Below are 25,366 nucleotides of genomic sequence, written 5' to 3' on the forward strand. Positions count from 1 at the left end.
GGATTTTCAACCGCCGGTCATCGACATGAAGCGGACAACCTTCGGGTTCTGCATCTGCTCGGCAAACTCATGACCGAAAGGCTTGATTCCCATGCTGTCGATGATGGCCTGGCGTAAAGCCCTGTCGTCCTGGCCGTTGCGCAGTGCCGGCAGCAGGTTGAGCGCATCGTTCTGGCCGAGGCAGGGATAAAGCTCTCCCTTGGCAGTGACCCGTACACGATTGCAGCTGTCGCAGAAATTGTGACTGTGCGGGGAGATGAAGCCGACCCGGGTATCGCTGCCGGCAACGCGCCAGTAGCGCGCCGGGCCGCCGCTGTTTTCGCTGCTGGGAACGAGGCTGAAATGCTCGCCGAGTCGTGAGCGGGTTTCCTCGGACGAAACATGGGTCTGACTGCGGCCCTGGATGTCTCCGAGTGGCATTTCCTCGATGAATGAAATGTCGAGTCCGTTATCAACAGCGAAGCGGACAAGATCGACGAACTCGTCGTCGTTGATGCCGCGCATCATCACGGTGTTCAGCTTGGTGCGCCGGAATCCGCTCGCCGTCGCAGCGGCGATGCCGCGCAGTACCTTGTCCAGATCGCCGATCCGGGTGATCTTCCGGAAACGTTCGTGGTTCAGACTGTCGAGGCTGATGTTCAGGCGCTTGACGCCGGCCGACTTGAGCGCAGCGGCATGGCTTTCCAGTTGCGAACCGTTGGTCGTCATCACCAGGTTGTCGAGTCCCGGCAGCGCCCCGAGTCGCTCGATCAGCCACATCACGTTCTTCCGCACCAGCGGTTCGCCGCCGGTCAGGCGCAGCTTGCTGACGCCGAGCCCGACGAAGGTCTCGGCAACCTTCAGCGCTTCTTCCAGCGACATCACCTCGCTGCGCGGCAGAAAGGTCATTTCTTCCGCCATGCAATAGGTGCAGCGGAAATCGCAGCGATCGGTGATCGACAGTCGCAGGTAGGTCACATGCCGTCCGTAGCGATCGATGAGGGTGCCGGGCGGATGTTGGGCGGCGGAGATGGTGGATTCCATGCCGCGATTATCAGTGTGGAAATCGCTGTCGGCAAGCGCCAAAGCGCGCGCCGGGAGCTGAAAAAACCGGGCAATATCCAAGGCTTATGCTATTATCGTGGCCGTTGTCCGGGCGTAATAAGACCGGATAACAAAAAGCCCAGCAAAAATGCTGGGCTTTTCGATGAAGCTTGGCTCCCCGACCTGGGCTCGAACCAGGGACCTACGGATTAACAGTCCGGCGCTCTACCGACTGAGCTATCGGGGAAGTGAAGCGCGCATTATAGGAGTCGAAGCATGATGGGTCAAGTCGCCGAGGTCGTTTCTGGATTGAAAGCATGGTCATGAATGTCGGACAGGTCTACGCAAAAACCCCGATCGGCGATGAAGCCGTCCGGCAAAGTACGCGCGTCGTTCAGCGCAATCTGCGGATGGTGTTGGTGCAGGTCGATGGCAAGCTGACGGTTGCCGAACTTTCCGAGAAGATCGGCAATGCCCGTCTGGTCGAAAACGCCATCCGGGAACTGGAGAGTGGCGGCTACATCGTGCCTCTGGAGGGCGCTGCCGCCGCCTGGGAAAGACCGGTGGAAGCGCCGCGCCGCGAACAGGTTTCAGCCATCTCCCAGTTTTCCACGTTTGGCACCAGTAAAAGCCCGTCGGCCAAGGACATGCCGAGCCGTGCCAGCCAGTTTTCGACTTTCGGCAAACCAATCCTGCCGGTGTCGCCGCCAGCGAACGAAGCAAGCATGGTGGCGCCGTCGCCAGATCACCGGGAAAAACCGGCACGTAACCCCATCCCCCTTTCCCGTTGGCTGTATGGCGGGCTGGGCATCGTTTTCTTCGTCATCCTGCTGGTTCTCGTTTATCCCTATGACCGGCATCGCGAGGATATCGCCAAGGTCGCCAGCGAGGTGCTCAAACAACCGGTCAGCGTCGGCAAAGTGTCGCTGCAGTGGCTGCCCCGGCCGCAACTGTTGCTCAGTGGTCTGGAAATCGGCGAGGGGCGGGTTGCCAGCGTTGCGATCGATCAGCCCTGGCAACTACTGTTTGGCGATGTACGGCAGATCGAGCGTCTGACCGCCAATGGAGCGGAGTTGCCGCTGGCGCCACTGCTGACTTCACCCTTGCTGCAACAGACCGGCATGCCCGACCTGCAGCGGATTACGCTCGAGAATCTTTCGGTGAAAGCCAGTCATGGCTTGCTGTTTTCACCGCTGAACGGGCATCTTGAATTTTCCCAGGGCAGCTTCGTGCAGGCTGCTTTGGAGAATCCGGAGCGCAGCCTGCTGCTCAAGGTGACGCCGGCACCGACCGGACTGGCGCTGGCCATGGAAGGGCGCGCCTGGCCCTTGCCCGGGCTGAAGGGTGAATTCTCCGCCATGCAGGCCAAGGGGATATTGACCACCGATCGCCTGCAGGTCAGCGAGATCGAAACGAATTTCCTTGGCGGCCTGTTGCGTGGCCAGTGGGAACTGGCCTGGAGCAATGGACTGGTCATGACGGGGAGTGGACGCTTGGAGCGCATCGATCTGGCGCTGCTTTCTTCGAGCCTGCTGCCGATCACCCGCCTGGAGGGTGAGCTTTCCGGCGAGCTGGCGGTTAGCGGGCGGGGTGATTCGTGGACCGGGCTCTGGCAGGCGGCGAGTGCGCAGATGAAATTCAAGGCCGTGCGCGGCAACCTGCACGGCCTGGACATCGGTGAAGCGGGCCGGCGTGGCGCCGGCGCCACGGTTCGCGCCGGGACAACGCGCTTCGACGCACTGGAGGGCAATCTGCAGCTTGTTCCCGGGAGCATCCAGCTCCGGGATATGCGTCTGGAAGCCGGCGCGATTTCCGCTAGCGGCCAGGTGACGGCAGGACGCGATGGCCTTATCGACGGGCGTCTGATGATGGCGGCACAGACATCGGCGGCAACGATCCGGGTGCCGCTGGCACTTTCCGGGCGTTTGCCGGAGCTGACCTTAACTGCCGGAAGGTGATCCGGAAAAGACAAGCCCCCTTCAGTAAAGGGGGCTTGTCAGAACGATGGCGGGCTAATTGCCCGCCATTTGTTTGGCTCAGCGCGTAACGGCCGCGATGGCCCTGGCAACGTAGTCGATGTTCTTGCTGTTCAGCGCAGCCAGGCAGATGCGGCCGGTCGACACGGCGTAGATGCCGAATTCTTCCTTCATTCGCTCGACCTGGGCGGCGCTCAGGCCGGTGTAGGAGAACATGCCGCGCTGCTGGGCGACGAAGGAAAAGTCCTGGGCACAGCCGGTCGCCTTGATCGCGTCGACCAGGCCGCTGCGCATGGCGCGGATGCGGTCGCGCATGCCGGCCAGTTCGCCTTCCCACTGGGCACGCAGTTCGCCGGAAGCGAGCACTGCGGCAACCAGCGCGCCGCCGTGGGTCGGCGGGTTGGAGTAGTTGGTGCGGATGACGCGCTTGACCTGCGACATGACGCGGGCCGACTCTTCCTTGCTGGCGGTGACCACCGACAGGGCGCCGACGCGCTCGCCGTACAGCGAGAAGTTCTTGGAGAACGAGCTGGAAGCGAAGAACTGCAGGCCGGAAGCCGAGAAGGCGCGGATCGCCACGGCATCGGCGTCGATACCGTCGGCAAAGCCCTGGTAGGCCATGTCGAGGAAGGGCACCAGACCGCGTTCCTTGCAGATGCCGACGACTTCGGCCCACTGGGCGTCGCTCATGTCGGCGCCGGTCGGGTTATGGCAGCAGGCGTGCAGCAGGACGACCGAGCCCGGAGCCATCTTGTTCAGGTCGGCCTTCATTCCGGCAAAGTTCACCCCGCGGGTGGCAGCATCGTAGTAGGCGTAGTCCTCGACGACGAAGCCAGCGGCCTCGAACAGCGCGCGATGGTTTTCCCAGGACGGGTTGCTGATGTAGACCTTGGCGTCCGGGTTCAGGCGCTTCAGGTAGTCGGCGCCGATCTTCAGGGCGCCGGTACCGCCGATGGCCTGGGCGGTGAGCACGCGGCCGGCGGCGAGCAGTTCGGAATCCTTGCCGAAGAGCAGGTTCTGGACGGCGGTGTTGTAGGCGGCCGGGCCTTCGATCGGCTGGTAGCCGCGCGGCGGGGCTGCCTTCAGACGAACCTCTTCGGCAGCCTTGACGGCGGCCAGCAGGGGGATCTTGCCGTTGTCGTCGAAGTACACACCGACGCCAAGGTTGACCTTGGTGTCACGCGCATCGGCGTTGAAAGCTTCGTTAAGACCGAGGATCGGGTCGCGCGGGGCCATTTCCACCGCAGCGAAGATCGAAGAGGACATCAGCGACTCCGTGGAATAATAGAAGGATGAAACAACAATAACGCGCGATGCGAGCATCGCGACGACAAGCGCAGAATTTTATCATGAGCGAATCCAACAGCAGCACGCCCGTCGTCTGTTTCGACGGCAGCCCGTACCGTTTGCACCAACCTTTTCCGCCGGCCGGCGATCAGCCGGAGGCAATCCGCCTGCTGGTCGAGGGGATCGAGGACGGCCTGTCCTTTCAGACCCTGCTCGGCGTCACCGGCTCGGGCAAGACCTACACGATGGCCAACGTCATCGCCCGCACTGGCCGTCCGGCGCTGGTGCTGGCGCCGAACAAGACGCTGGCGGCGCAGTTGTACTCCGAGTTCAAGGAGTTCTTTCCAGAGAACGCCGTCGAGTACTTCGTTTCCTACTACGACTACTACCAGCCGGAAGCTTATGTGCCGTCGCGCGACCTGTTCATCGAAAAGGACAGCTCGATCAACGACCACATCGAGCAGATGCGCCTCTCCGCGACCAAGAGCCTGATCGAGCGGCGCGACGTGGTGATCGTCGCCACCGTGTCGTGCATCTACGGTATTGGCGACCGCGACGAGTACCACAACATGATCCTGACCATGCGCGTCGGCGACCGCATGGACCAGCGCGACATCGTCAAGCGCTTGACCGACATGCAGTACGAGCGCAACGAGATGGACTTCCATCGCGGCACTTTCCGCGTGCGCGGCGACGTCATCGACATCTTCCCCGCCGAACACGCCGAGCATGCAATCCGCGTCTCGCTGTTCGACGACGAGATCGAGAACCTGCAGTTCTTCGATCCGCTGACCGGCCAGCTTTTCCACAAGGCCCTGCGCTTCACCGTCTTCCCGGCGTCGCACTACGTGACGCCGCGGGCCACCGTGGTGCGGGCGATCCAGGCGATCAAGGCGGAACTGCGCGAGCGCATCGAGTTCTTCAACCAGCACCAGAAACTGGTCGAGGCGCAGCGAATCGAGCAGCGCACCCGCTTCGACATCGAGATGCTCGACCAGATCGGCTTCTGCAAGGGCATCGAAAACTACTCGCGGCATTTTTCCGGGCGTCAGGCCGGGGAGGCACCGCCGACGCTGATCGACTACCTCGAACGCGATGCGCTCATGTTCATCGACGAATCGCACGTCACCATCGGCCAGGTCGGTGGCATGTACAAGGGCGACCGCTCGCGCAAGGAAAACCTGGTCGATTACGGCTTCCGTCTGCCTTCCGCGCTCGACAACCGGCCGCTGCAGTTCAACGAGTTCGAAGCACAGATGCGGCAGACGATTTTCGTTTCGGCGACCCCGGCCGACTACGAGCAGCAGCATGCTGGCCAGGTGGTCGAGCAGGTGGTGCGGCCGACCGGTCTGATCGATCCCGAGGTGCTGGTACGCCCGGCGAGCACCCAGGTCGATGACCTGCTTGGCGAAATCAACAAGCGGATCGCTGTCACCGAGCGGGTGCTGGTAACGACGCTGACCAAGCGCATGGCCGAGGATCTTACCGATTTTCTCGCCGACAACGGGATCAAGGTACGCTACCTGCACTCGGATATCGATACCGTCGAGCGCGTGGAAATCATCCGCGACCTGCGCCTCGGCGAGTTCGACGTGCTGGTCGGCATCAATCTGCTACGCGAAGGCCTGGATATTCCCGAGGTATCGCTGGTGGCGATTCTCGATGCCGACAAGGAAGGTTTCCTGCGCTCGGAGCGCTCGCTGATCCAGACGATAGGCCGTGCCGCACGTCATATTCATGGCACAGCGATCCTTTACGCTGATAGGATTACGCAATCCATGCAAAAAGCCATCGCCGAGACGGAGCGGCGGCGGGAAAAGCAGATCGCATTCAATGAGCAGCACGGCATCGTGCCGCGCGGGGTGTCGAAGAAGATCAAGGACATCATCGACGGCGTATACGATGCGGAGTCGGCACAGACCGAACTGAAGGCGGCGCAGCAGCGTGCGGTCTACGAAGCCATGGATGAAAAAACCGTCGCCAGGGAAATCAAGCGGCTCGAAAAGCAGATGCTCGAGTGCGCGAAGAACCTGGAATTCGAAAAAGCGGCGGCTGCGCGCGACGAACTCTTCCGGCTGAGGGAGCGGGTTTTCGGTGCCGCGCAGCACGACCCTGGTGGAGAAAACAAGCAATGAACTTTCGCGTGCTGCTCGTCTGCATGGGCAACATCTGCCGTTCGCCGACCGCGGAGGCGGTGTTGCGGCATTACATCCGGCACTATCGGCTGGGCGACAAGGTTGAGGTCGATTCGGCTGGCACCCACGGCTATCACGTCGGCGAAGCGCCCGACGCCAGAACCCAGCGGGCGGCACTGGCGCGGGGTTACGATCTGTCGCAACTGCGGGCGCGCAAGGTGGCACGCCAGGATCTCGATTATTTCGATCTGATCCTGGCCATGGACCGAACCAACCTCGACAACCTGCAACGGATGGCCAGTCCGGAACAACAGGGCAAAATTCGCTTGTTCATGGATTACGCGAAAAATTTCGAAGATGACGAGGTGCCTGACCCGTACTACGGTCTCGGCTACGGTTTCGACCTGGTGCTCGACATGGTTGAGGATGCGGCTCTGGGTATCGTTGATGAACTGGTGGGCAAGGCTGCGTTGAAAAGATCCTGAGCATGAAAAAGGGCGTCCATGGACGCCCTTTTTTGATCGCGACTGTCTGTTTTCAGACCGGCTTGTCGGTTTCGACCATCACCAGGGCTTCTGCCTGGTTGTTTTCCATCGCCTTCGGCTTGCGCGGACGTCCCAGCTTGACTGGTGCATCGACCGGTGCAACAGTGATGGCCGAGGTGGTCTGAACCATGACCAGGCCGCTTTCGGATAGCGCAGCGTCAAGGTCGGCGGTTACTGGCGCCACGATCGGTGACGGTTCAGCAACAGGCTCGGCCTCGGCTTCGACGACGGTTTGCGCGACGGCGATGGTCTCGGCGGCTGCAACGACCGGTTCGGCTTCGACTACGACAGTTGTCGGTTCGGCAACGACAACCTCGGCGGTCGTTTCAACGACCGGCTCCAGCGTCGCCGGGACAGCTTCCTCAGCAAGCGGGAGAGGTGCGGCAACTGCTTCGACCGCTTCGACCGCTTCCGGCACGACAACGGCGGCTGCCGGAATGACCACTTCGGGCGACGTTGTTGCGTTGTCTTCAGGCATCGCGAGCGCAGCAGAAGCCACCACTTCGCCCGCCGGATTCAGGCCGTTTTCCTGGCTTTCCTGCTCGTTGCGACGCTCACCACGGCCGCGGCCACCACGCCGGCCGCGCCGACGGTTGCCGGCCTGCTGGTCGTCAGCGGGCGAGGCGGCGGATGTCTCCGGGTTGGCGTTACTTTCAACCGCTTCAGCGGGCAGCGGTTGCTCGATGACGGGCTTCGTTTCGTTTTGCGGACGCTCGCGCTTTTCCTTGCGCGGACGACGTTCCTGGCGCGTTTCGCCAGCATTGGTGCTCGTTGCCGCTTCTTCGCGGGGCGGACGTTCGCCGCGTTCCGGACGGCTGGTGCGATCGCCTTCGTCACGGCGGTTGTTGCGGTTATTGCTCCGACGACCGTCGTTGCGATCACGGCGATTGTCGTTGCCAGCCCGGTTTTCGCGGGGCTTGCGCGGCGGTTCGCTCGGTTCGACCGGTGCCGGCGCGGCGGGGGCGCCGACGAAAAGCGACTTGATCCAGCCAAACAGGCCGCCGCTGGCCGGCGCCGGTGCGACGGCCAGCGGTGCTGGCGTTGCGGCCTTTTCGGCGATAACCGGTGCCGGCTGCTCCGGGGAAATCCCCTTGATTGCCGCTTCCTGACGCGGTTTGGCATTTTCGGCATGAGCGCCGGTCTTTTCCGCTTCGTCGGCAGGCAGGTCGACCATCTTGTAGGACGGCTCGCGCAGGTCGTCGTTGTTCAGGTCATCGTGACGCAGACGGGTGATGGTATGGGCCGGCGTTTCCAGATGGATGTTCGGGATCAGCAGGATGGTGACCTTGTGGCGCAGTTCGATCGCCTGGATGTCGGTACGCTTTTCGTTGAGCAGGAAGGTGGCGACATCGACCGGTACCTGGACATGCACGGCGCCGGTGTTTTCCTTCATCGCTTCCTCTTCGAGGATGCGCAGGATGTGCAGCGCGGCCGATTCGGTCGACCGGATGTGGCCGGTGCCGGTACAGCGCGGGCAGGGGATGTAGCTGGTTTCGGCGAGCGCCGGACGCAGGCGCTGGCGCGACAGTTCCATCAGGCCGAAACGACTGATCTTGCCCATCTGGACGCGGGCACGGTCGAAACGCAGGGCGTCGCGCAGACGGTTCTCGACTTCGCGCTGGGCCTTGCTGTTTTCCATGTCGATGAAATCGATGACGATCAGGCCACCGAGGTCGCGCAGACGCAACTGGCGGGCCAGTTCGTCGGCGGCTTCGAGGTTGGTCTTGAGCGCGGTTTCCTCGATGTCGGCGCCCTTGGTGGCGCGACCGGAGTTGACGTCGACGGCGACCAGGGCTTCGGTATGGTCGATGACGATGGCGCCGCCGGACGGCAGGTTGACCTGGCGGGCGAAGGCGGTCTCGATCTGGTGTTCGATCTGGAAGCGCGAGAACAGCGGCACGTCGTCGCTGTAGCGCTTGACGCGGTTGATGTTGCCCGGCATCACGGTGCCCATGAAGGCGCGTGCCTGTTCGTGGACTTCGTCGGTATCGATGAGGATTTCACCGATGTCCGGCTGGAAGTAGTCGCGAATGGCGCGGATGACCAGCGAGCCTTCGAGATAGATCAGGAAGGCACCAGATTGCTGCTGGGCGGCGCCTTCGATGGCGCTCCACAGTTGCAGCAGGTAGTTCAAGTCCCACTGCAGCTCTTCGGCCTGGCGACCGATGGCGGCGGTGCGGGCGATCAGGCTCATGCCGCCGGGGACTTCCAGCTGATCCATGATCTCGCGCAGTTCGGCGCGTTCGTCACCGTCGACGCGACGGGAAACGCCACCGCCACGCGGGTTGTTCGGCATCAGTACAAGGTAGCGACCGGCCAGCGAGACGTAGGTGGTGAGGGCGGCGCCTTTGTTGCCGCGCTCGTCCTTGTCGACCTGGACGATCAGTTCCTGGCCTTCCTTGAGGGCCTCGTTGATCTTGGCCTTGTTGGCCTCGACACCCGGCTGGAAATAGGCGCGGGAAACTTCCTTGAACGGCAGGAAACCGTGGCGGTCGGCACCGTAATCGACGAAGCAGGCTTCGAGCGAAGGTTCGATGCGGGTGATGACGCCTTTGTAGATGTTGCTTTTGCGTTGTTCCTTGGCGGCGGATTCAATGTCGAGATCGATCAGTTTCTGACCATCGACAATGGCGACACGGAGTTCTTCCGCCTGTGTCGCATTGAAGAGCATGCGTTTCATTGTTTTCGGGCTCCAGTGCACCTTCGGCACACCGCAGCGAAACGCCCATGCAGGCAGCGACAGGTTCAGTTATCGGGTTGCGTCATGTGGTGGAGGCAATGGCGATGATGAATGTGCTGATCGTTGGATATCGCGAGTCTTTTTATCAAATGCGCGATCTGGAATTCCTGCCACGGGCGATCCGTGCGTGCTTAAGGCGAACTAATCCATTAACATCACTACTTTTGGTGAGTGAACTTAACCAGGCGTTTTACGCGAATTTGTCCCGGGCAAGTGGCACGGGAGAGACTTCGTGGCCTGCCGCTCGGCAGTCGCGCAAAATGGCGCGAGGCGGGCGGTCTGACGGTTCGACATCCCTTGCAAACAGAGACGTAAAACGCAGGCAGTATATTAGAAAATGAATGGCGCAGGTAACAATTCGGTCACCCATCTCGTGATCGGCGAAGAGGCTGCCGGGCAGCGCCTGGACAACTATCTGGTCCGGCATTGCAAGGGGGTGCCGAAGAGTCATTTGTACCGCATCTTGCGCAGCGGTGAGGTCCGCGTGAACAAGGGGCGGGTCGATGCGACCTATCGCCTGCAGCCTGGTGACAGCCTGCGTTTGCCCCCTTTGCGCCTTGCCGAGCGAGCGGTTGATGAGATCGCCGAGCTTGCCAAGACGCGTGTCGACCTGCCGGTCATCTACGAGGACGAAGCGCTGCTGGTCATTGACAAGCCCGAGGGGATCGCCGTCCATGGCGGCAGTGGCGTCAGCTTCGGTGTCATCGAGGCTTTGCGTCGGCAGCGGCCGCAGGCCAAGTTCCTCGAACTGGCGCATCGCCTCGACCGGGAGACTTCCGGTGTCCTGCTGGTCGGCAAGAAGCGCCTGGCGCTGACCGTGCTGCATGACATGTTTCGCGAACACGGCGCGGGCGCCGACAAGCGTTATCTGGTGCTGGTCCGCGGCCGCTGGATGAACGCCACCCAGCATGTCAAGGCGCCCTTGCTCAAATACCTGACCGAAAGCGGCGAGCGCCGCGTTTCGGTGGATGCCGAGGGCAAGGCCTCGCATACCGTGTTCCGCCTGCTGGCACGCTGGCCAGAGGCCAGTCTGCTCGAAGCGCAACTGAAGACCGGGCGCACGCACCAGATTCGCGTCCATCTCGCGCATCTCGGTTTTCCCATCCTCGGCGACGAGAAGTACGGCGACTTCAATCTCAACAAGCGTCTGCGCCCGGCCGGCTTGAAACGCATGGCCCTACACGCCTGGCGCATGGCCTTCCGGCATCCGCTGAGCGGCGCGCCGCTGACTTGTGTGGCGCCGCTGCCGGACGGCATCCGCAGCTATGTTGCGGCGCTTGATGCGGCGACACAAAGGGAGTTCGCCGCCGACAACCTGCAACAGATTCTGGAGCATCAATGAAATACGAACTCGTGGTTTTCGATTGGGACGGCACCTTGCTTGATTCGGCGGGGGCCATCGTCCGTTCCATTCAGGCCGCCTGCCGCGATCTCGGCCTGCCGGTGCCGGATGATGCGCGGGCCCGGCATGTGATCGGCCTCGGACTGGCCGACGCGATGCGGCACGCGGTGCCGGACCTGGCGCCGGAGAACTACCAGGCGATGGTTGATCGCTACCGTCATCACTACCTCTCCGGCGATCATGAGCTGAGTCTCTTTGCCGGCGTACCGGAGCTGCTGGCTCGCCTGCAGGGCGCTGGACATGTTCTGGCGGTGGCCACCGGCAAGAGCCGGGTCGGCCTGGAGCGGGCGCTCGATCACTCCGGTCTGCGGCCCCATTTCTCGGCGTCGCGTTGTGCCGATGAATGCCACTCCAAACCGCATCCGCAGATGCTCGAGGAACTGATGCTGGAATTCGGCATGGCGCCGGCGGCGACCGTGATGATCGGCGACACCTCGCACGACCTGCTGATGGCGCGCAACGCTGGCGTCGATGCGCTGGCTGTGACTTATGGTGCGCATCCCCACGATCATCTGCTGGAATACGCCCCACGTGCCTGCCTGCACAGCGTGTCCGAACTCGACACATGGCTGCTGGCCAACGGCTGATCTGCGCCGGCAGCGCGCTGATGGATGGTGGCACGGGCGTGCGCTTTACCGTCGAGCGCTACGGTCGGCAGCGACCGGCTTTCGTGATCCGCTACCGAGGCAAGGTGTATGCCTACCTTAACGAATGCGCCCATGTCCCGGTGCAACTCGACTCCCAGCCGGGCGAGTTCTTCGATCATTCCAAGTTATACTTGATCTGCGCCATTCATGGCGCGCTGTATGCACCGGATAGCGGTCGCTGCCTCGGCGGCCGTTGCGAGGGCAGGGGGCTGAAATCCCTGCCGGTGTTCGAGTCCGAGGGTGACGTTTATTTAGTGCTGGAAAACATCGATGGATAATCTCCAACGCCCGGACAGCGATCCCGGCTGGGAGCGCAAGACCCTGGAAAAACTCGCTTTCGCGACGCTTGACGAGCAGAAGGCAAGACGACGCTGGGGCATCTTCTTCAAATTGCTCGGTTTTGGTTACCTGACTTTCATCCTGATTGCGCTGGTCGAATGGGACAGCGCCAAGGTGGCCGACAAGCATGTGGCGATGGTTGATCTGCAGGGCGTCATTGCCGCCAACTCGGAAGCCAACGCGGAGACCCTGATTTCGGCGCTGAAGGCGGCGTTCGATGCGCCGAACTCGCAGGCGGTGGTGTTGCGCATCAACAGCCCCGGTGGCAGCCCGGTGCAGGCCGGCATGGTCAATGACGAGATTCGTCGCCAGCGCGCCAAGTATCCGGACAAGCCGCTTTACGCGGTGGTCGAGGATGTATGCGCCTCCGGCGGTTATTACGTGGCCGCCGCCGCTGATCGCATCTACGTTAACAAGGCCAGCGTCGTCGGTTCGATCGGGGTGCTGATGGACGGTTTCGGCTTCACCGGAACGATGGAAAAGCTCGGTGTCGAGCGCCGCCTGCTGACCGCCGGCGAGAACAAGGGCTTCCTCGATCCCTTTTCGCCGCAGGCTGATGAACACAAGGCGCACGCAAGGAGCCTGCTCGCCAACATTCACGAGCAGTTCATCAGCGTCGTCCGTGAAGGACGCGGCAAGCGCCTGAAAGAGACCCCGGAAATGTTCTCCGGCCTGATGTGGACCGGCGAACAGAGCATTCGCCTGGGACTGGCCGACGACTTCGGCACAGTCGATAGCGTTGCCCGTGATGTCGTCAAGGTTGAGGAGGTACTCGACTACACGGTCAAGGAGAACATCGCCGAGCGTTTCGCCAAGAAACTCGGGGCTGGCGCAGTCAATAGCTTCTGGCGCGGTTTTTCGAGCAGTCTGCCAGCCCCGTCGCTGTACTGATCAGGCCAGTAGCAGGAAGACCGTCGGACGCCGCTCGATATCGGGCGGCGTTTGCTTTTTCCACTCGGTGATCGTTCGCGTACGGACCGATTCGCCGGGCAGGCTGAGATCAGTGGCGACGCACAGGCGGGTATTGCCCTGGCAGGCCAGCAGGATAGCATCGAACATTGCCCGGTTGCGGTAGGGCGTTTCGATGAACAGCTGTGTTTGCTGACGCTTGCGCGACTCCGCCTCGAGATCGCGTAGCGCCTTCAAGCGTTCGCCGTCCTTGGCCGGCAGGTAGCCCTGGAAGGCGAAGCGCTGGCCATTGAGGCCGGAAGCCATCAGGGCCAGCAACAACGACGACGGGCCAATCAACGGGACGACCCGGATGTTTTCGCGCTGCGCCAGTGCTACCAGGTCGGCACCGGGATCGGCCACCGCCGGGCAGCCGGCCTCCGATAGCAGGCCGATGTCGTGACCGGCGCGCAGCGGGGACAGCAGGCGGTCGAGTTCGGCCGGGCGGGTGTGCTCGTTGAGTTCGGCGAGTTGCAGTTCCTGCAGCGGCAGGTCGGTACCGGCGGCTTTCAGGAAGGCGCGGGCGCTTTTGGCTTGTTCGACGACGAAATGGCGGAGCGGGCGCAGGGTTGCCAGCACGCCGGGATGTAGAACCTCTTGCGGCGTGGAGGGGCCAAGGGGGACCGGAATCAGGTAAAGGGTGCCGGTCATCAGAGAATCGCCATCCCTTCCTCGCGCAGCATGTCGCATAGCGCGATCAAGGGCAGGCCGACCAGTGCGTTCGGGTCGTCACCCTGCAGGCTTGAGAGCAGGGCGATTCCCAGTCCTTCGGACTTGGCCGAGCCGGCGCAGTTGTAAGCCGGCTCGCGGCGCAGGTAATTCTCGATTTCCTGGTCGGCAAGCTGGCGAAAACTCACCAGTGTCGGCACGCCGCGCACCTGGCTGCGGCCGCTGCGGCTGTTATAGAGGCAAAGGCCGGTGAAGAAATTGACCGTCTTGCCGGACAGTTCGCGCAGTTGAGCGACCGCGCGTTGATGGTCGCCCGGTTTGCCGTAGATTTTTCCATCGACGGTGGCGACCTGGTCGCTGCCGATGATCAGGGCGTCCGGATAAGTGTCGGCGACGGCTCGGGCTTTCGCTGCCGAGAGACGCAAGGCAAGGGCTTCCGGGGATTCGCCGGGAAATGGGCTTTCGTCGGTTTGCGGGTTGGCGACGACGAAGGGCAGGCCGAGGCGAGCGAGCAATTCGCGGCGATACGGAGAGGTTGAGGCGAGAACGAGGGTTGGCATCATGAAAGTTTTTGTTGGACAAGGTGTTGCGACGACTTCTTGAAGCAACACTTTGTTTTGACTTGGCGAGCCAAAAATAATATCATCCGGCGTTTAAGTCGGAACAGATTCAGATTGAAAAGGATCAACGACGCTTTCGCCTTTGCCCGGGATGCGCGCGTTCTTGAAGGAACGCAGGCGGTTGCTGGCTTGGAACGCCTGCATGACTTGCTGGCAGAAGTGTCGGGTGAGGTCGTTTGGCGCCTGGAAGGTTTCAAGGGCGATCTTGGCGAGCCACTGCTGCATCTGACGGTTGGCGGGAGCATCCCGCTGGCGTGTCAGCGCTGCCTGCAAGCCATTCCTTTCGAACTGGAGGTCGATGCCTTACTGGAACTTGTTCCGGCGAGTGCCGATCTGTCGCAAGACGAGCTGGAAGACGACAGCCGGGATTTTCTCCCGGTGGAGAAGGAACTGGATGTGCTGGAGCTGGTTGAGGACGAAATCCTGTTGTCCCTGCCGGTTGCACCACGACATGAAAAATGTGGCCTGCCTGGTGCGGCCGACGCTGGCGAGCGGATCAATCCGTTTGCTGCGCTGGCCGGGCTTAAAGGCAAGCCGAACTGATTTTTTTGGAGTAAAGAAATGGCCGTTCAACAGAACAAGAAGTCCCCGTCCAAGCGTGGCATGCATCGCGCTCATGATTTTCTGACCACCCCGCCGATCGCCGTCGAGCCGACGACCGGTGAGACGCACCTGCGTCACCACATCTCCCCGACCGGTTTCTACCGCGGCAAGAAAGTCCTCAAGGGCAAGGGCGAGTAATCGTCTCGTAAAGGGCAGGTGGCTCCTTCGGGAGAGCCTGCCTTTTCTTTTGCCATGACAACCCGCATCGCCATTGATTGCATGGGGGGTGACCACGGGCCGTCAGTGACGGTGCCGGCGGCCATCCGTTTTCTTGCAGAGCATCCGGCGGCAAATCTTCTCCTGGTTGGTCGGGAAGAAGTCTTGCGTCCCTTGCTCGGTGCTGCCGCCGGCGATTCCCGCCAGCGCATCGTGCACGCTTCCGAAGTCGTCGGCATGGACGAATCGCCGGCGCTCGCCCTGCGCAACAAGAAGGATTCGTCGATGCGCGTGGCGATCAATCTCGTCAAGTCCGGTGAGGCGGATGCCTGCGTCTCGGCCGGCAACACCGGCGCCCTGATGGCGATCTCGCGCTTCGTCCTGAAAATGCTGCCGGGTATCGACCGGCCGGCCATCTGTGCACCGCTGCCGACGCTGAACGGCCACACGCACATGCTTGACCTCGGCGCCAATGTCGATTGCGGCCCTGAGCATCTGCTGCAGTTCGGCATCATGGGGGCCATGCTGGTCGCCGCGATGGAGCACAAGGAGCGGCCGACGGTCGGCATCCTCAATATCGGCGAAGAGGAAATCAAGGGCAACGAAGTGGTCAAGGCGGCGGCGGAACTGCTGCGCAACTCCGACCTGAACTTCATCGGCAATGTCGAAGGCGACGGCATCTACAAGGGCGAGGCAGACGTCATCGTCTGCGACGGCTTCGTCGGCAACGTCGCCCTGAAAACCTCCGAAGGTCTGGCGCAGATGCTGGCGTCGTCGTTGCGCAGCGAATTCAAGCGCAACTGGCTGACCAAGATCGCCGCCCTGATCGCCATTTCGGTACTCAATAATTTCAAGAAACGTTTCGACCACCGGCGTTACAACGGCGCAATCCTGCTCGGCTTGAAGGGGATTTCGGTGAAAAGCCATGGCTCCGCCGATACGCTGTCATTCGGTAACGCCATTGCCCGCGCCTTCGATGCCGCCGAGAATCGGGCGCTGGAGCGCATCAGCGACAGGCTGGCGCAAACGAATGCGGACCGCATGGTCGCAGTGGAGAATGCCTGAGCATGTACGCACGAGTCATTGGTACCGGCAGTTATCTGCCGGGCAATCCTGTCAGCAACAACGATCTGGCGGCGCGCGGCATCGATACCAGCGACGAATGGATCGCCAGTCGCACTGGCATCCGTAGTCGCCATCTGGCGGAGGCAGGGACAAGCTCGAGTCAGCTCGGCCTGGTCGCCGCTCGCCGGGCCCTCGAAATGGCCGGCGTTGCCGCCGAAGAAATCGATCTGATCATCGTTGCCACGTCGACACCGGACTTCATTTTCCCTAGCACCGCCTGCATCATTCAGGGCCAGCTCGGCAACAAGGGGGCGGCCGCCTTCGACGTGCAGGCGGTCTGTGCCGGCTTCACCTACGCGCTGGGAATTGCCGAGAAATTCATCGCCTCCGGCAGCCATCGCAAGGCGCTGGTGATCGGTGCCGAGGTCTTCTCGCGCATCCTCGACTGGAACGATCGCGGCACCTGCGTCCTGTTCGGCGATGGCGCTGGCGCCGTGGTGCTTGAAGCCTCGGACAGCCCCGGCATCATGGCAAGCGCGTTGCATGCCGACGGCAGCCAGTTCGCCATCCTCAACGTTCCCGGCCAGATTTGCGCTGGCCAGGTGACCGGCGATCCCTTCCTGCGCATGGATGGTCAGGCGGTTTTCAAGTTCGCGGTCAAGGTTCTCGCCGAAGTGGCGGAAGAAGTTTGCGCCAAAGCCGCCATCGCGACCACCGATATCGACTGGTTGGTTCCGCACCAGGCCAACATCCGCATCATCGAGGCCACCGGCAGGAAGCTCGGCATCGACCGCGAGCGGGTCGTCGTCACCGTCGACCGGCACGGCAACACCTCGGCGGCTTCGGTCCCGCTGGCGCTCGACGAGGCGGTCCGCGATGGCCGCATCCAGCGCGGGCAGAGGGTTCTGGTCGAAGGCGTCGGCGGTGGCTTCACCTGGGGCGCCGCCCTGATCGAATTCTGATAACAGGAGACAAGTGATGTCTTTTGCTTTCGTATTTCCCGGCCAGGGCTCGCAGAGCGTTGGCATGATGGCGGCCTACGGCGACGCCGGCGTGGTTCGTGCCACTTTTGACGAGGCTTCGACCGCTCTCGGCGACGACCTGTGGACGATGGTCGCCGAAGGGCCCGCCGAGTTGCTGGCGCAGACCGTGAATACCCAACCGGTCATGCTCACCGCCGGTATTGCCGCCTGGCGTTTGTGGCTGGAGAAGGGCGGTCGCCGTCCGGTCGTACTCGCCGGTCATAGCCTGGGCGAATATTCGGCGCTGGTCGCCGCCGGTGTCATCGAGTTCAAGGACGCGGTGCCGCTGGTCCGCCTGCGCGCCGCGGCGATGCAGGAAGCGGTACCGCTCGGTACCGGCGCGATGGCCGCCGTGCTCGGCCTCGACAATGCCGGTATCGCGGCTGCTTGCGACGAAGCGGCGCAAGGCGAGATCGTCGAACCGGTCAATTTCAATGCCAACGGTCAGACCGTGATCGCCGGCCACAAGGCGGCGGTAGAGCGGGCGATGCTCGCCTGCAAGGCGCGTGGCGCGAAGCTGGCGAAGGCGCTGCCGGTGTCGGCGCCCTTCCATTCATCGCTGATCCGTCCGGCGGCCGACAAGCTGGCCGCTCGCCTGGCCGAACTGGATCTGAAGAAGCCGTCGATTCCGGTGATCAACAACGTCGATGTCGAGGTCGAGAACGATCCGCTGCGCATTCGCGATGCCTTGGTCCGCCAGGCCTACAACCCGGTGCGCTGGGTCGAAACCGTGCAGAAGATGGCGGCGATGGGCGTCACGACGGTCGCCGAGTGTGGTCCCGGCAAGGTCCTGGCCGGTCTCGCCAAGCGCTGTGCCGACGGCATCAGCGGCGTCGCGCTGGCCGACCTGGCCGCGCTCGAAGCCAGTCTGTCCCTGGAGTAAGGCGATGCTGAACGACAAGATTGCCCTCGTCACCGGTGCCACCCGCGGCATCGGTCGTGCCATCGCGCTGGAACTCGGCCGCCAGGGCGCGACCGTGATCGGTACCGCGACCAGCGAGGCCGGTGCCGGCCAGATTTCCGCCTATCTCGGCGCAGCCGGCATCCCGGGGCGCGGCATCGTCCTCAACGTCACCGACAGCGCCGCCAGCGATGCCCTGCTTGCCGACCTGGCCAAGGAATTCGGCGCCATCACCATCCTCGTCAACAACGCCGGCATCACCCGCGACAATCTGGCGATGCGCATGGGCGACGACGAATGGGATGCCGTCATCGACACCAACCTGAAAGCGGTTTTCCGACTGTCGCGCGCCGTCATGCGCGGCATGATGAAGGCGCGTTTCGGCCGCATCGTCAATATTTCCTCGGTCGTCGGCCATTCTGGCAATCCCGGGCAGGCCAACTACTGCGCGGCCAAGGCTGGGGTGGCCGGGTTGACCCGTTCGCTCGCCCGTGAACTGGGCAGCCGCAACATCACGGTCAATTGCGTCGCGCCCGGCTTCATCGCCACCGACATGACGCATGCCTTGACCGAAGAACAGAAGGCGGCCATGCTGGCTTCGATTCCGCTCGGTCGTGCCGGTACGCCGGAAGACGTGGCCGGTGCCGTCGGCTTCCTGGTTTCGCCGGCCGGTGCTTACGTGACCGGCACCACCCTGCATGTCAACGGCGGCATGTTCATGGATTGATTCCCCGAATCCGGGGCTTTTGGTAGAATCTCAACGTTTTTTTTCGTACCCCGAGGGGGAAGGAGTTTTTCGAATGGATAACATCGTAGAGCGCGTCAAGAAGATCGTCGCCGAACAACTGGGTGTGAACGAAGCGGACATCAAGAACGAGTCCTCCTTCGTCGACGATCTGGGCGCGGATTCGCTGGACACCGTCGAGCTGGTCATGGCGCTGGAAGAGGAATTCGAGTGCGAAATTCCGGATGACCAGGCCGAGAAGATCACGACCGTCCAGCAGGCTGTCGATTACATCCTCGCCAACAAGCAGTAAGCCAATTCCGGTTTGACCCCGACAAGGCCGGCCCGCTAGGCCGGCCTTGTTACTTTTGCTTTCGGAGTGCACATCTTGGCACGTCGCAGAGTTGTCATCACCGGCCTGGGGCTGATTTCCCCGGTCGGCAACAGCGTTGAAGAAGGTTGGCAAAACATCCTCGCCGGCCGTAATGGTATTGCGCCGATCACCCGTTTCGACGCCTCCACCTTTCCGGCCCAGTTCGCCGGCGAGGTCAAGAATTTCGACATCACCCAGTACATCTCCGCCAAGGATGCCCGGCGCATGGATACCTTCATCCATTACGGGCTGGCCGCCGGCATCCAGGCGGTACGCGATGCCGGGCTGGATCAGCAGGGGGTTGCCGACCTCGAGCGGGTCGGTGTCGCCATCGGTTCGGGTATCGGCGGTTTGCCGCTGATCGAAGCCACCAAGGACGAATACAATGCCGCCGGTGTGCGCAAGGTGTCGCCTTTCTTCGTGCCGGGTTCGATCATCAACATGATTTCCGGCAACCTGTCGATCGAATTCGGCTTCAAGGGGCCGAACCTGTCGATCGTCACCGCCTGCACCACCGGCACCCATTCGATCGGTGAGGCCGCACGCCTCATCGAATATGGCGATGCCGACGTGATGGTTGCCGGCGGCGCCGAATCGACGGTCTCGCCGCTCGGGGTTGGCGGTTTCTGTGCCGCCCGTGCGCTGTCCACCCGCAACGACGACCCGGCGACGGCCAGCCGTCCCTGGGACAAGGATCGCGACGGCTTCGTGCTGGGCGAGGGAGCCGGTGTCCTGGTGCTCGAGGAATACGAACATGCCAAGGCCCGCGGCGCGAAGATCTACGCCGAACTGGCCGGCTACGGCATGAGCGCTGACGCCCATCACATCACGGCGCCGAACATGGACGGCCCGCGTCGCTCAATGCTCAATGCCTTGAAGAATGCCGGCGTGACGCCAGCCGATGTGCAATACGTCAATGCCCATGGCACCTCGACGCAACTGGGGGACAAGAACGAGTGCGATGCGATCAAGGCGGCCTTCGGTGACGCAGTGAAATCCATCGTCGTCAATTCGACCAAGTCGATGACCGGCCATCTGCTCGGTGGCGCCGGTGGTGTCGAGTCCCTGTTCACCGTGCTGGCGATCCATCATCAGGTGTCGCCGCCGACCATCAACATCTTCAATCAGGATCCGGAATGTGATCTGGATTTCTGCGCCAACGCGGCGCGGCCGATGAAGATCGACGTGGCGCTGAAGAACAACTTCGGCTTTGGCGGTACCAACGGTTCGCTGGTCTTCAAGCGGATCTGAGGCGCTAGTCGCCTGGGCAGGTAACGGTGCAGCTGCCGATCATCATCGGGCTGCACCGTTCTTCATTGTTGCTTGGCGTTTTTCTGGCCGTAGCGATGGCCGCGATGGCGGCCGTCTGGCTGCTGCCGCTAGCGCCGGTCTGGCGCGCTGCTTTTGCTGCCTTGCTCGCACTCTTGCTGCAGCGGATCTGGGGCAGCTTGCGCGCTTCACCAAGCCGTTTGCGCCTGGAGCGCGACGGCAGCGTTTCAGTGGCGCTGACGGCCAGTGATGATTTCCGGCCTGCCTGCTGCCTGCCTGGTGCGACGGTTCATCCCTGGCTCTGCGTTTTCCGGCTGCGCGAAGCAGCAAGCGGGGCGAGACACGTCGTGCTGGTGACGAGTGACAGCATGGCGGCCGACGAATTTCGCCGGCTAAGGGTGTTCCTGCGCTGGCGCGCCGTTTTCAGCTGTTCTCCCAGCGCGCCGGCGTGAGTACGGTGTTGTGTACGCGCCTGGCCAGCTCCGGAAAGTCCCGGGAATAGTGCAGGCCGCGGCTCTCCTTGCGGTGCATTGCACAGCGGATGATAAGCTCCGCCGTCAGGACAAGGTTGCGCAATTCGATCAGGTCATGGCTGACGCGAAAGTGCGAGTAGAACTCGTGGATTTCCTGCTTCAGCAGGCGCACCCGGTGTTCGGCGCGTTGCAGGCGCTTGGTGGTGCGGACAATGCCGACGTAATCCCACATGAAGCGGCGCAACTCGTCCCAGTTGTGCGAGATGACGACTTCCTCGTCGGCGTCGGTGACCCGGCTTTCATCCCATTGCGGCAGGACCGGCAACTGGCGTGGCGTTTGTGCCAGCATGTCGTTGACCGCGGCTTCCGAAAAGACGAGGCATTCAAGCAGGGAGTTCGAGGCCAGCCGGTTGGCACCATGCAGGCCGGTGCAGGAGGCTTCGCCGGCGACATACAGTCCTTCGACGTCGGTACGGCCATTGAGGTCGCAGACGATGCCACCGCAAGTGTAATGGGCAGCCGGGACAACCGGGATCGGCTGACGGGTGATGTCGATGCCAAGTTCCAGGCAACGCGCGTGGATGTTCGGAAAATGCTCGCGGATGAAGGTTTCGCCCTTGTGCGAGATGTCGAGATAGACACAGTCGAGACCGCGCTTCTTCATCTCGAAATCGATGGCGCGGGCGACGATGTCGCGGGGCGCAAGTTCGCAGCGCTCGTCGTGCTCAGGCATGAAGCGGCTGCCGTCCGGTAGCTTGAGCAGACCGCCTTCACCGCGCACTGCCTCGGAAATCAGGAAGGATTTGGCGTTTGGGTGGTAGAGGCAGGTCGGGTGGAACTGGATGAATTCCATGTTGGCAACCCGGCAGCCGGCCCGCCAGGCCATCGCGATGCCGTCGCCGGTCGAGGTGTCGGGATTGGTCGTAAACAGATAGACCTTGCCGGCGCCGCCGGTGGCGATCAACGTGTTGCGGGCGCCCATGGTCAGTACTTCGCCGCTCTGGTTGTCGAGGACATAGGCGCCATAGCAGCGGTTTTCACCGTTGCCGATCTTGCTGCCAGTGATCAGGTCGACCGCGATGTGATCCTCGAATACCGTGATGTTCGGATTGTTGCGAACCTTTTCCGTCAGCGTCTGCTGCACCGCGGCGCCGGTGGCGTCGGCGACGTGGATGACGCGGCGCGCGCTGTGCCCGCCCTCGCGGGTCAGGTGATAGCCGGACTGGTCCTTGGTGAACGGCACGCCTTGCTCGATCAGCCAGTCGATCGCGTGACGGCCGTTCTCGACGACGAAGCGGGTGGCTTTTTCATCGTTGAGCCAGGCGCCGGCGACAAAGGTGTCGCGGATATGTGCCTCGATCGAATCCTGGTTGTCGAGCACCGCAGCAATGCCGCCTTGTGCCCAGCCGGAGGCGGAGTCCTCGAGCTTGCGCTTGCTGATCAGCGCGACCCGGCAATGTCCGGCGAGCCGCAATGCGGCGGATTGGCCGGCCAGGCCACTGCCGATGATGAGCACATCAAAGTTATGCACGATGACTTACTGGGAAAAATGGTCCGGGGCGCAATATAGCACGCAGGAAACGCTTCATGCAGTTACAGAAAATCACACGCGGGCGGGGATGGCGTTTACGGGGCTGCGTTATACTGCGCTCCGACAAGAATACTTCCCGGGGAAAAACGGCCATGAGCGAGCGCGAGGTCGATCAGTTACTGGTCGAACGGGCGCAAGGCGGCGATCAGACTGCCTTCGACCAATTGGTGAGCAAGTACCAGCGCAAGCTGGGGCGCCTGCTGTCGCGTTTCATCCGCGACCCGGCCGAGGTCGAGGACGTGGCGCAGGAGGCCTTCATCAAGGCCTACCGCGCCTTGCCATCGTTCCGCGGCGACAGCGCCTTCTACACCTGGCTGTACCGGATCGGTATCAACACGGCCAAGAACTACCTGGTTTCCCAGGGGCGGCGGGCGCCGACCAGCACCGAATTCGACGCCGATGAGGCCGAAGGCTTCGAGGATGCAGCGCTGCTGCGCGACATCAACACCCCGGAAAGCCTGCTGATGTCGAAGCAGATTGGCGAGACGGTGAATGCGGCGATGGATGCCTTGCCCGAAGAGTTGCGCACGGCGATCGTCCTGCGCGAAATCGAGGGGCTCTCCTACGAGGAAATTGCCAGTCAGATGGATTGTCCGATCGGCACGGTACGCTCGCGCATCTTTCGCGCTCGCGAAGCGGTGGCCGGCAAGCTGCGTCCCTTGCTGGACATCGCGCCAGACCGGCGCTGGTGAACATGTCTGGCGAAGAAAACATTGCCCATGCGGTTGTCCGTTCGCTCGATGCGGACATGGTCGACGTCGAAATTGAACAAGGTTGTGGCCGTTGCCATGAGGAAGGCGGCTGCGGCGGCCAGAACCTGACCCAGATGTTTGCCGCCGGGCCGCGCCACTATCGTCTGCGGAACACGGTCGGTGCTGGCGTTGGCGACCGCGTGGCGATTGCTATCGCGCCGGGCAGCGTGCGCCGCAGCGCCAATTTTGCCTATGGCGTGCCGCTTGCCGCCTTGTTCGTCGGTGCTCTCGCAGGCGGGCAGCTGGCTGGCGATGGCGGCGCCATGCTGGGCGCCGCTGCCGGACTGCTGCTGGCTTTTCTCTATCTTGCCTGGCGCAGGCCTGCGGCATCGCAAGTGGCAGCGCCGCAAATCGTTTCCCGCTTGCCGGCCAATTCGGGGAGTTGCCGTCGATGAAGCGTTTCCTGGCCCTGCTGGCGTGCTGTCTGACAATCGGCTTCGTCCAGGCGCAAAGCCGCTCGCTGCCTGATTTTGCCGACCTTGCCGAAAAGCAGGGGGCTGCGGTGGTCAATATCAGCACCCTGCAGACGCCGCGTGGGCGTTCCGGCACTTCGCCGTTTCCGCTTGACGAGAGCGATCCGGCTTTCGAATTCTTCCGCCGCTTCTTTCCGAAGCTTCCCGGCGCCGCTCCGGCGCCGCGCGAATTCGAAAACCGTTCCCTCGGTTCCGGCTTCATCATCGGCGGCGACGGCCATATCCTGACCAACGCCCACGTCATTGAGGGCGCCGATGAAGTCATCGTCCGCCTCACCGACAAGCGCGAATTCAAGGCCCGCGTCATCGGCGCCGACAAGCGCAGCGATGTCGCGCTGATCAAGATCGAGGCCAGCGGCCTGCCGGTGGTGCGGCTGGGCAATCCGGACAAGCTGCGGGTCGGTGAATGGGTGGTGGCGATCGGTTCGCCTTTCGGTTTCGACAATTCGGTGACTGCTGGCATCGTTTCCGCCAAGGGGCGGGCCTTGCCGCAGGAAAACTACGTTCCCTTCATCCAGACCGACGTGGCGATCAATCCAGGTAATTCCGGTGGCCCGCTGTTCAACCTGGCGGGCGAGGTGATTGGCATCAACTCGCAGATCTACAGCCGTAACGGCGGTTACATGGGCCTGTCCTTCGCCATTCCGATCGATGTGGCGATGGATATCCAGCAGCAACTGCGAGCCGGCGGCAAGGTCAATCGCGGCCGTCTCGGCGTGGTCATTCAGGAGGTCAGCCGCGAACTGGCGGAATCGCTCGGGCTGAGTCGTCCGCAGGGCGCCATCGTCAATGCCGTCGAGGCCGACGGGCCGGCGGCGAAGGCGGGCATTGAGGCCGGGGACGTGATTCTGCGTTTCGACGGCAAACCGATCAACGCTTCCGCCGAACTGCCGCGACTGGTCGCGGCAACCCCGCCGGGAACGCGTTCCATCGTTCAGGTCTGGCGCAAGGGCAAATTGCGCGATTTGCCAGTCGTTATCGGCAAGGTCGCCGATGACGAACCGGCAACGGGCAAGGCCCCTCGCGGCGCCAAGGCGCCGGCGCTGGCGAGCAATCGTCTCGGCCTGGTGCTCAGCGAACTCACTGCCGAACAGCGGCGCGAAGCCGCTATCGATGCTGGCCTGCTGATCGAGGAGGTGCGCGCCCCGGCGGCGCGCGCCGACCTGCAGGCAGGCGACATCATCGTCGCCGTGATCAGTCGCGGCACGACGACCGAGGTCAAGACAGTCGACCAGTTCAACCGCTTGCTCGCCACCTTTGACAAGGGCAGCGCCATAACCCTGTTGATCCGGCGCGGCAACCTGCAGAATTTCGTCACCATCCGGGGCGGCAATGGCCATTGAGCTGACCCTGCTCAGCCGCAGCTACTGCCACCTCTGCCATGACATGGAGGAGGCGCTGGCGCCGCTGCTCGCCGAGTTCGGCGTCAGCGTGCGGGTAGTCGACGTCGATGCCGACCCCGATCTCGAAGCCCGTTACGACGAACTGGTGCCGGTCCTGCTGCATGGGGAAAGCGAGCTATGCCACCACTTCCTGGATGCCGCCAAAACCCGTGAATATTTGAGCGGAATCCGCTAGAATTCACGGTCTTTCGAACCGAGCAGGGCGCCGAGCGCGCCCTTTTTTACTGGCT

General features: G+C 62.6%; 26 protein-coding genes and 1 tRNA gene. 20 read left to right on the plus strand and 7 right to left on the minus strand.

Annotated elements, in window-relative coordinates:
* Positions 1-6: 6 nt before the first annotated feature.
* Together moaA and ACE3OV_RS07930 are read right to left on the minus strand one after the other, a co-directional pair.
* On the minus strand, positions 7-1,023 hold the full coding sequence (moaA, locus tag ACE3OV_RS07925) for a GTP 3',8-cyclase MoaA (RefSeq protein ID WP_374326445.1): 1,017 nt from the start codon (positions 1,021-1,023) through the stop codon (positions 7-9).
* A gap of 171 nt (positions 1,024-1,194) precedes the next feature.
* Positions 1,195-1,270: transfer RNA gene (locus ACE3OV_RS07930), tRNA-Asn, on the minus strand.
* 70 nt (positions 1,271-1,340) lie between these two features.
* On the opposite strand from ACE3OV_RS07930, the gene ACE3OV_RS07935 reads away from it, so the two are divergent.
* Positions 1,341-2,981: an AsmA-like C-terminal region-containing protein gene (locus ACE3OV_RS07935; protein WP_374326446.1), complete on the plus strand. Its 1,641-nt coding sequence runs from the start codon at positions 1,341-1,343 to the stop codon at positions 2,979-2,981.
* Between the two features lie 78 nt (positions 2,982-3,059).
* On the opposite strand, the gene ACE3OV_RS07940 is transcribed toward ACE3OV_RS07935, so the two are convergent.
* Positions 3,060-4,265, minus strand: a complete 1,206-nt coding sequence (locus ACE3OV_RS07940) for an aromatic amino acid transaminase (RefSeq protein ID WP_374326447.1) — start codon at positions 4,263-4,265, stop codon at positions 3,060-3,062.
* Positions 4,266-4,348: 83 nt separating this feature from the next.
* Here ACE3OV_RS07940 and uvrB point away from each other — a divergent pair, with 83 nt between their 5' ends.
* The gene (gene uvrB / locus ACE3OV_RS07945; RefSeq protein ID WP_374326448.1) at positions 4,349-6,421 is read left to right on the plus strand and encodes an excinuclease ABC subunit UvrB; all 2,073 of its coding nucleotides are present in this window, start codon (positions 4,349-4,351) and stop codon (positions 6,419-6,421) included.
* Positions 6,418-6,906, plus strand: coding sequence for a low molecular weight protein-tyrosine-phosphatase (locus tag ACE3OV_RS07950; RefSeq protein ID WP_374326449.1), 489 nt, complete (start codon positions 6,418-6,420; stop codon positions 6,904-6,906). The genes uvrB and ACE3OV_RS07950 overlap by 4 nt, the downstream gene beginning before the upstream one ends.
* 52 nt (positions 6,907-6,958) lie before the next feature.
* Here the strand turns inward: ACE3OV_RS07950 and ACE3OV_RS07955 are convergent, their stop codons facing one another.
* Positions 6,959-9,646 (minus strand): ribonuclease E/G, encoded by a 2,688-nt coding sequence (locus ACE3OV_RS07955; RefSeq protein WP_374326450.1) that lies wholly within the window; start codon positions 9,644-9,646, stop codon positions 6,959-6,961.
* Between the two features lie 397 nt (positions 9,647-10,043).
* Here ACE3OV_RS07955 and ACE3OV_RS07960 point away from each other — a divergent pair, with 397 nt between their 5' ends.
* Genes ACE3OV_RS07960 through ACE3OV_RS07975 form a run of 4 tightly spaced genes read left to right on the plus strand, consistent with a single transcriptional unit; the run spans position 10,044 to position 12,985 of the window.
* A complete protein-coding gene (locus tag ACE3OV_RS07960) occupies positions 10,044-11,048 on the plus strand; it encodes an RluA family pseudouridine synthase (RefSeq protein WP_374326451.1) in 1,005 nt (334 codons plus the stop codon).
* The gene (locus ACE3OV_RS07965) at positions 11,045-11,695 is read left to right on the plus strand and encodes an HAD family hydrolase (protein ID WP_374326452.1); all 651 of its coding nucleotides are present in this window, start codon (positions 11,045-11,047) and stop codon (positions 11,693-11,695) included. Before ACE3OV_RS07960 ends, ACE3OV_RS07965 begins: the two co-directional genes overlap by 4 nt.
* Positions 11,674-12,033 carry a Rieske (2Fe-2S) protein gene (locus ACE3OV_RS07970; protein ID WP_374326453.1) on the plus strand — a complete coding sequence of 120 codons (360 nt, stop codon included), beginning with the start codon at positions 11,674-11,676 and terminating at the stop codon, positions 12,031-12,033. Before ACE3OV_RS07965 ends, ACE3OV_RS07970 begins: the two co-directional genes overlap by 22 nt.
* A complete protein-coding gene (locus ACE3OV_RS07975) occupies positions 12,026-12,985 on the plus strand; it encodes a S49 family peptidase (RefSeq protein ID WP_374326454.1) in 960 nt (319 codons plus the stop codon). Before ACE3OV_RS07970 ends, ACE3OV_RS07975 begins: the two co-directional genes overlap by 8 nt.
* On the opposite strand, the gene ACE3OV_RS07980 is transcribed toward ACE3OV_RS07975, so the two are convergent.
* Positions 12,986-13,693, minus strand: a complete 708-nt coding sequence (locus ACE3OV_RS07980) for an SAM-dependent methyltransferase (RefSeq protein ID WP_374326455.1) — start codon at positions 13,691-13,693, stop codon at positions 12,986-12,988. It abuts the gene before it with no gap.
* A complete protein-coding gene (locus ACE3OV_RS07985; RefSeq protein WP_374326456.1) occupies positions 13,693-14,274 on the minus strand; it encodes a nucleoside triphosphate pyrophosphatase in 582 nt (193 codons plus the stop codon). Before ACE3OV_RS07985 ends, ACE3OV_RS07980 begins: the two co-directional genes overlap by 1 nt.
* 111 nt (positions 14,275-14,385) lie before the next feature.
* Here ACE3OV_RS07985 and ACE3OV_RS07990 point away from each other — a divergent pair, with 111 nt between their 5' ends.
* From ACE3OV_RS07990 to ACE3OV_RS08030, 9 genes are all read left to right on the plus strand, one after another.
* Entirely contained in the window at positions 14,386-14,874 is a 489-nt protein-coding gene (locus ACE3OV_RS07990; protein ID WP_374326457.1) for a DUF177 domain-containing protein, read from the plus strand.
* Positions 14,875-14,892: 18 nt separating this feature from the next.
* Positions 14,893-15,072: a 50S ribosomal protein L32 gene (gene rpmF / locus ACE3OV_RS07995; protein WP_374326458.1), complete on the plus strand. Its 180-nt coding sequence runs from the start codon at positions 14,893-14,895 to the stop codon at positions 15,070-15,072.
* A gap of 54 nt (positions 15,073-15,126) precedes the next feature.
* A complete protein-coding gene (plsX, locus tag ACE3OV_RS08000; RefSeq protein ID WP_374326459.1) occupies positions 15,127-16,155 on the plus strand; it encodes a phosphate acyltransferase PlsX in 1,029 nt (342 codons plus the stop codon).
* Positions 16,156-16,157: 2 nt separating this feature from the next.
* On the plus strand, positions 16,158-17,117 hold the full coding sequence (locus tag ACE3OV_RS08005; protein WP_374326460.1) for a beta-ketoacyl-ACP synthase III: 960 nt from the start codon (positions 16,158-16,160) through the stop codon (positions 17,115-17,117).
* A gap of 16 nt (positions 17,118-17,133) precedes the next feature.
* The gene (gene fabD, locus ACE3OV_RS08010) at positions 17,134-18,060 is read left to right on the plus strand and encodes an ACP S-malonyltransferase (protein ID WP_374326461.1); all 927 of its coding nucleotides are present in this window, start codon (positions 17,134-17,136) and stop codon (positions 18,058-18,060) included.
* Positions 18,061-18,064: 4 nt separating this feature from the next.
* Positions 18,065-18,805 carry a 3-oxoacyl-ACP reductase FabG gene (fabG, locus tag ACE3OV_RS08015; protein ID WP_374326462.1) on the plus strand — a complete coding sequence of 247 codons (741 nt, stop codon included), beginning with the start codon at positions 18,065-18,067 and terminating at the stop codon, positions 18,803-18,805.
* Positions 18,806-18,878: 73 nt separating this feature from the next.
* On the plus strand, positions 18,879-19,115 hold the full coding sequence (acpP, locus tag ACE3OV_RS08020) for an acyl carrier protein (protein WP_028995618.1): 237 nt from the start codon (positions 18,879-18,881) through the stop codon (positions 19,113-19,115).
* A gap of 75 nt (positions 19,116-19,190) precedes the next feature.
* Complete coding sequence (gene fabF, locus ACE3OV_RS08025) at positions 19,191-20,426, plus strand: beta-ketoacyl-ACP synthase II (protein WP_374326463.1); 1,236 nt, start codon at positions 19,191-19,193, stop codon at positions 20,424-20,426.
* Positions 20,427-20,452: 26 nt separating this feature from the next.
* Positions 20,453-20,896 (plus strand): protein YgfX, encoded by a 444-nt coding sequence (locus tag ACE3OV_RS08030; RefSeq protein WP_374326464.1) that lies wholly within the window; start codon positions 20,453-20,455, stop codon positions 20,894-20,896.
* Here the strand turns inward: ACE3OV_RS08030 and nadB are convergent.
* Positions 20,868-22,451: an L-aspartate oxidase gene (nadB, locus tag ACE3OV_RS08035; protein WP_374326496.1), complete on the minus strand. Its 1,584-nt coding sequence runs from the start codon at positions 22,449-22,451 to the stop codon at positions 20,868-20,870. The genes ACE3OV_RS08030 and nadB overlap by 29 nt on opposite strands.
* A gap of 149 nt (positions 22,452-22,600) precedes the next feature.
* On the opposite strand from nadB, the gene rpoE reads away from it, so the two are divergent.
* From rpoE to ACE3OV_RS08055, 4 genes are read left to right on the plus strand one after another with little or no spacing between them, the layout of a single operon-like run.
* Positions 22,601-23,200: an RNA polymerase sigma factor RpoE gene (rpoE, locus tag ACE3OV_RS08040; protein ID WP_374326465.1), complete on the plus strand. Its 600-nt coding sequence runs from the start codon at positions 22,601-22,603 to the stop codon at positions 23,198-23,200.
* Between the two features lie 2 nt (positions 23,201-23,202).
* The gene (locus tag ACE3OV_RS08045) at positions 23,203-23,655 is read left to right on the plus strand and encodes a SoxR reducing system RseC family protein (protein ID WP_374326466.1); all 453 of its coding nucleotides are present in this window, start codon (positions 23,203-23,205) and stop codon (positions 23,653-23,655) included.
* Positions 23,652-25,076, plus strand: coding sequence for a DegQ family serine endoprotease (locus ACE3OV_RS08050; RefSeq protein WP_374326467.1), 1,425 nt, complete (start codon positions 23,652-23,654; stop codon positions 25,074-25,076). Before ACE3OV_RS08045 ends, ACE3OV_RS08050 begins: the two co-directional genes overlap by 4 nt.
* Positions 25,066-25,311: a glutaredoxin family protein gene (locus ACE3OV_RS08055; protein ID WP_374326468.1), complete on the plus strand. Its 246-nt coding sequence runs from the start codon at positions 25,066-25,068 to the stop codon at positions 25,309-25,311. Before ACE3OV_RS08050 ends, ACE3OV_RS08055 begins: the two co-directional genes overlap by 11 nt.
* Positions 25,312-25,366: the final 55 nt, after the last annotated feature.

Source organism: Azonexus sp. (assembly GCF_041909095.1).
Taxonomy (GTDB): Bacteria; Pseudomonadota; Gammaproteobacteria; order Burkholderiales; family Rhodocyclaceae; genus Azonexus.

Coding starts and splice junctions, on each gene's coding strand:
- fabG (WP_374326462.1), top strand. CDS start 18,065: ATGCTGAACGACAAGATTGCCCTCGTCACCGGTGCCACCCGCGGCATC.
- acpP (WP_028995618.1), top strand. CDS start 18,879: ATGGATAACATCGTAGAGCGCGTCAAGAAGATCGTCGCCGAACAACTG.
- ACE3OV_RS07940 (WP_374326447.1), bottom strand. CDS start 4,265: ATGTCCTCTTCGATCTTCGCTGCGGTGGAAATGGCCCCGCGCGACCCG.
- moaA (WP_374326445.1), bottom strand. CDS start 1,023: ATGGAATCCACCATCTCCGCCGCCCAACATCCGCCCGGCACCCTCATC.
- ACE3OV_RS08005 (WP_374326460.1), top strand. CDS start 16,158: ATGTACGCACGAGTCATTGGTACCGGCAGTTATCTGCCGGGCAATCCT.
- ACE3OV_RS07935 (WP_374326446.1), top strand. CDS start 1,341: ATGGTCATGAATGTCGGACAGGTCTACGCAAAAACCCCGATCGGCGAT.
- ACE3OV_RS08055 (WP_374326468.1), top strand. CDS start 25,066: ATGGCCATTGAGCTGACCCTGCTCAGCCGCAGCTACTGCCACCTCTGC.
- ACE3OV_RS07975 (WP_374326454.1), top strand. CDS start 12,026: ATGGATAATCTCCAACGCCCGGACAGCGATCCCGGCTGGGAGCGCAAG.
- rpmF (WP_374326458.1), top strand. CDS start 14,893: ATGGCCGTTCAACAGAACAAGAAGTCCCCGTCCAAGCGTGGCATGCAT.
- ACE3OV_RS08050 (WP_374326467.1), top strand. CDS start 23,652: ATGAAGCGTTTCCTGGCCCTGCTGGCGTGCTGTCTGACAATCGGCTTC.
- fabD (WP_374326461.1), top strand. CDS start 17,134: ATGTCTTTTGCTTTCGTATTTCCCGGCCAGGGCTCGCAGAGCGTTGGC.
- plsX (WP_374326459.1), top strand. CDS start 15,127: ATGACAACCCGCATCGCCATTGATTGCATGGGGGGTGACCACGGGCCG.
- ACE3OV_RS07965 (WP_374326452.1), top strand. CDS start 11,045: ATGAAATACGAACTCGTGGTTTTCGATTGGGACGGCACCTTGCTTGAT.
- ACE3OV_RS07970 (WP_374326453.1), top strand. CDS start 11,674: ATGGCTGCTGGCCAACGGCTGATCTGCGCCGGCAGCGCGCTGATGGAT.
- ACE3OV_RS07985 (WP_374326456.1), bottom strand. CDS start 14,274: ATGATGCCAACCCTCGTTCTCGCCTCAACCTCTCCGTATCGCCGCGAA.
- ACE3OV_RS07950 (WP_374326449.1), top strand. CDS start 6,418: ATGAACTTTCGCGTGCTGCTCGTCTGCATGGGCAACATCTGCCGTTCG.
- uvrB (WP_374326448.1), top strand. CDS start 4,349: ATGAGCGAATCCAACAGCAGCACGCCCGTCGTCTGTTTCGACGGCAGC.
- rpoE (WP_374326465.1), top strand. CDS start 22,601: ATGAGCGAGCGCGAGGTCGATCAGTTACTGGTCGAACGGGCGCAAGGC.
- ACE3OV_RS08045 (WP_374326466.1), top strand. CDS start 23,203: ATGTCTGGCGAAGAAAACATTGCCCATGCGGTTGTCCGTTCGCTCGAT.
- ACE3OV_RS07980 (WP_374326455.1), bottom strand. CDS start 13,693: ATGACCGGCACCCTTTACCTGATTCCGGTCCCCCTTGGCCCCTCCACG.
- ACE3OV_RS07960 (WP_374326451.1), top strand. CDS start 10,044: ATGAATGGCGCAGGTAACAATTCGGTCACCCATCTCGTGATCGGCGAA.
- ACE3OV_RS07955 (WP_374326450.1), bottom strand. CDS start 9,646: ATGAAACGCATGCTCTTCAATGCGACACAGGCGGAAGAACTCCGTGTC.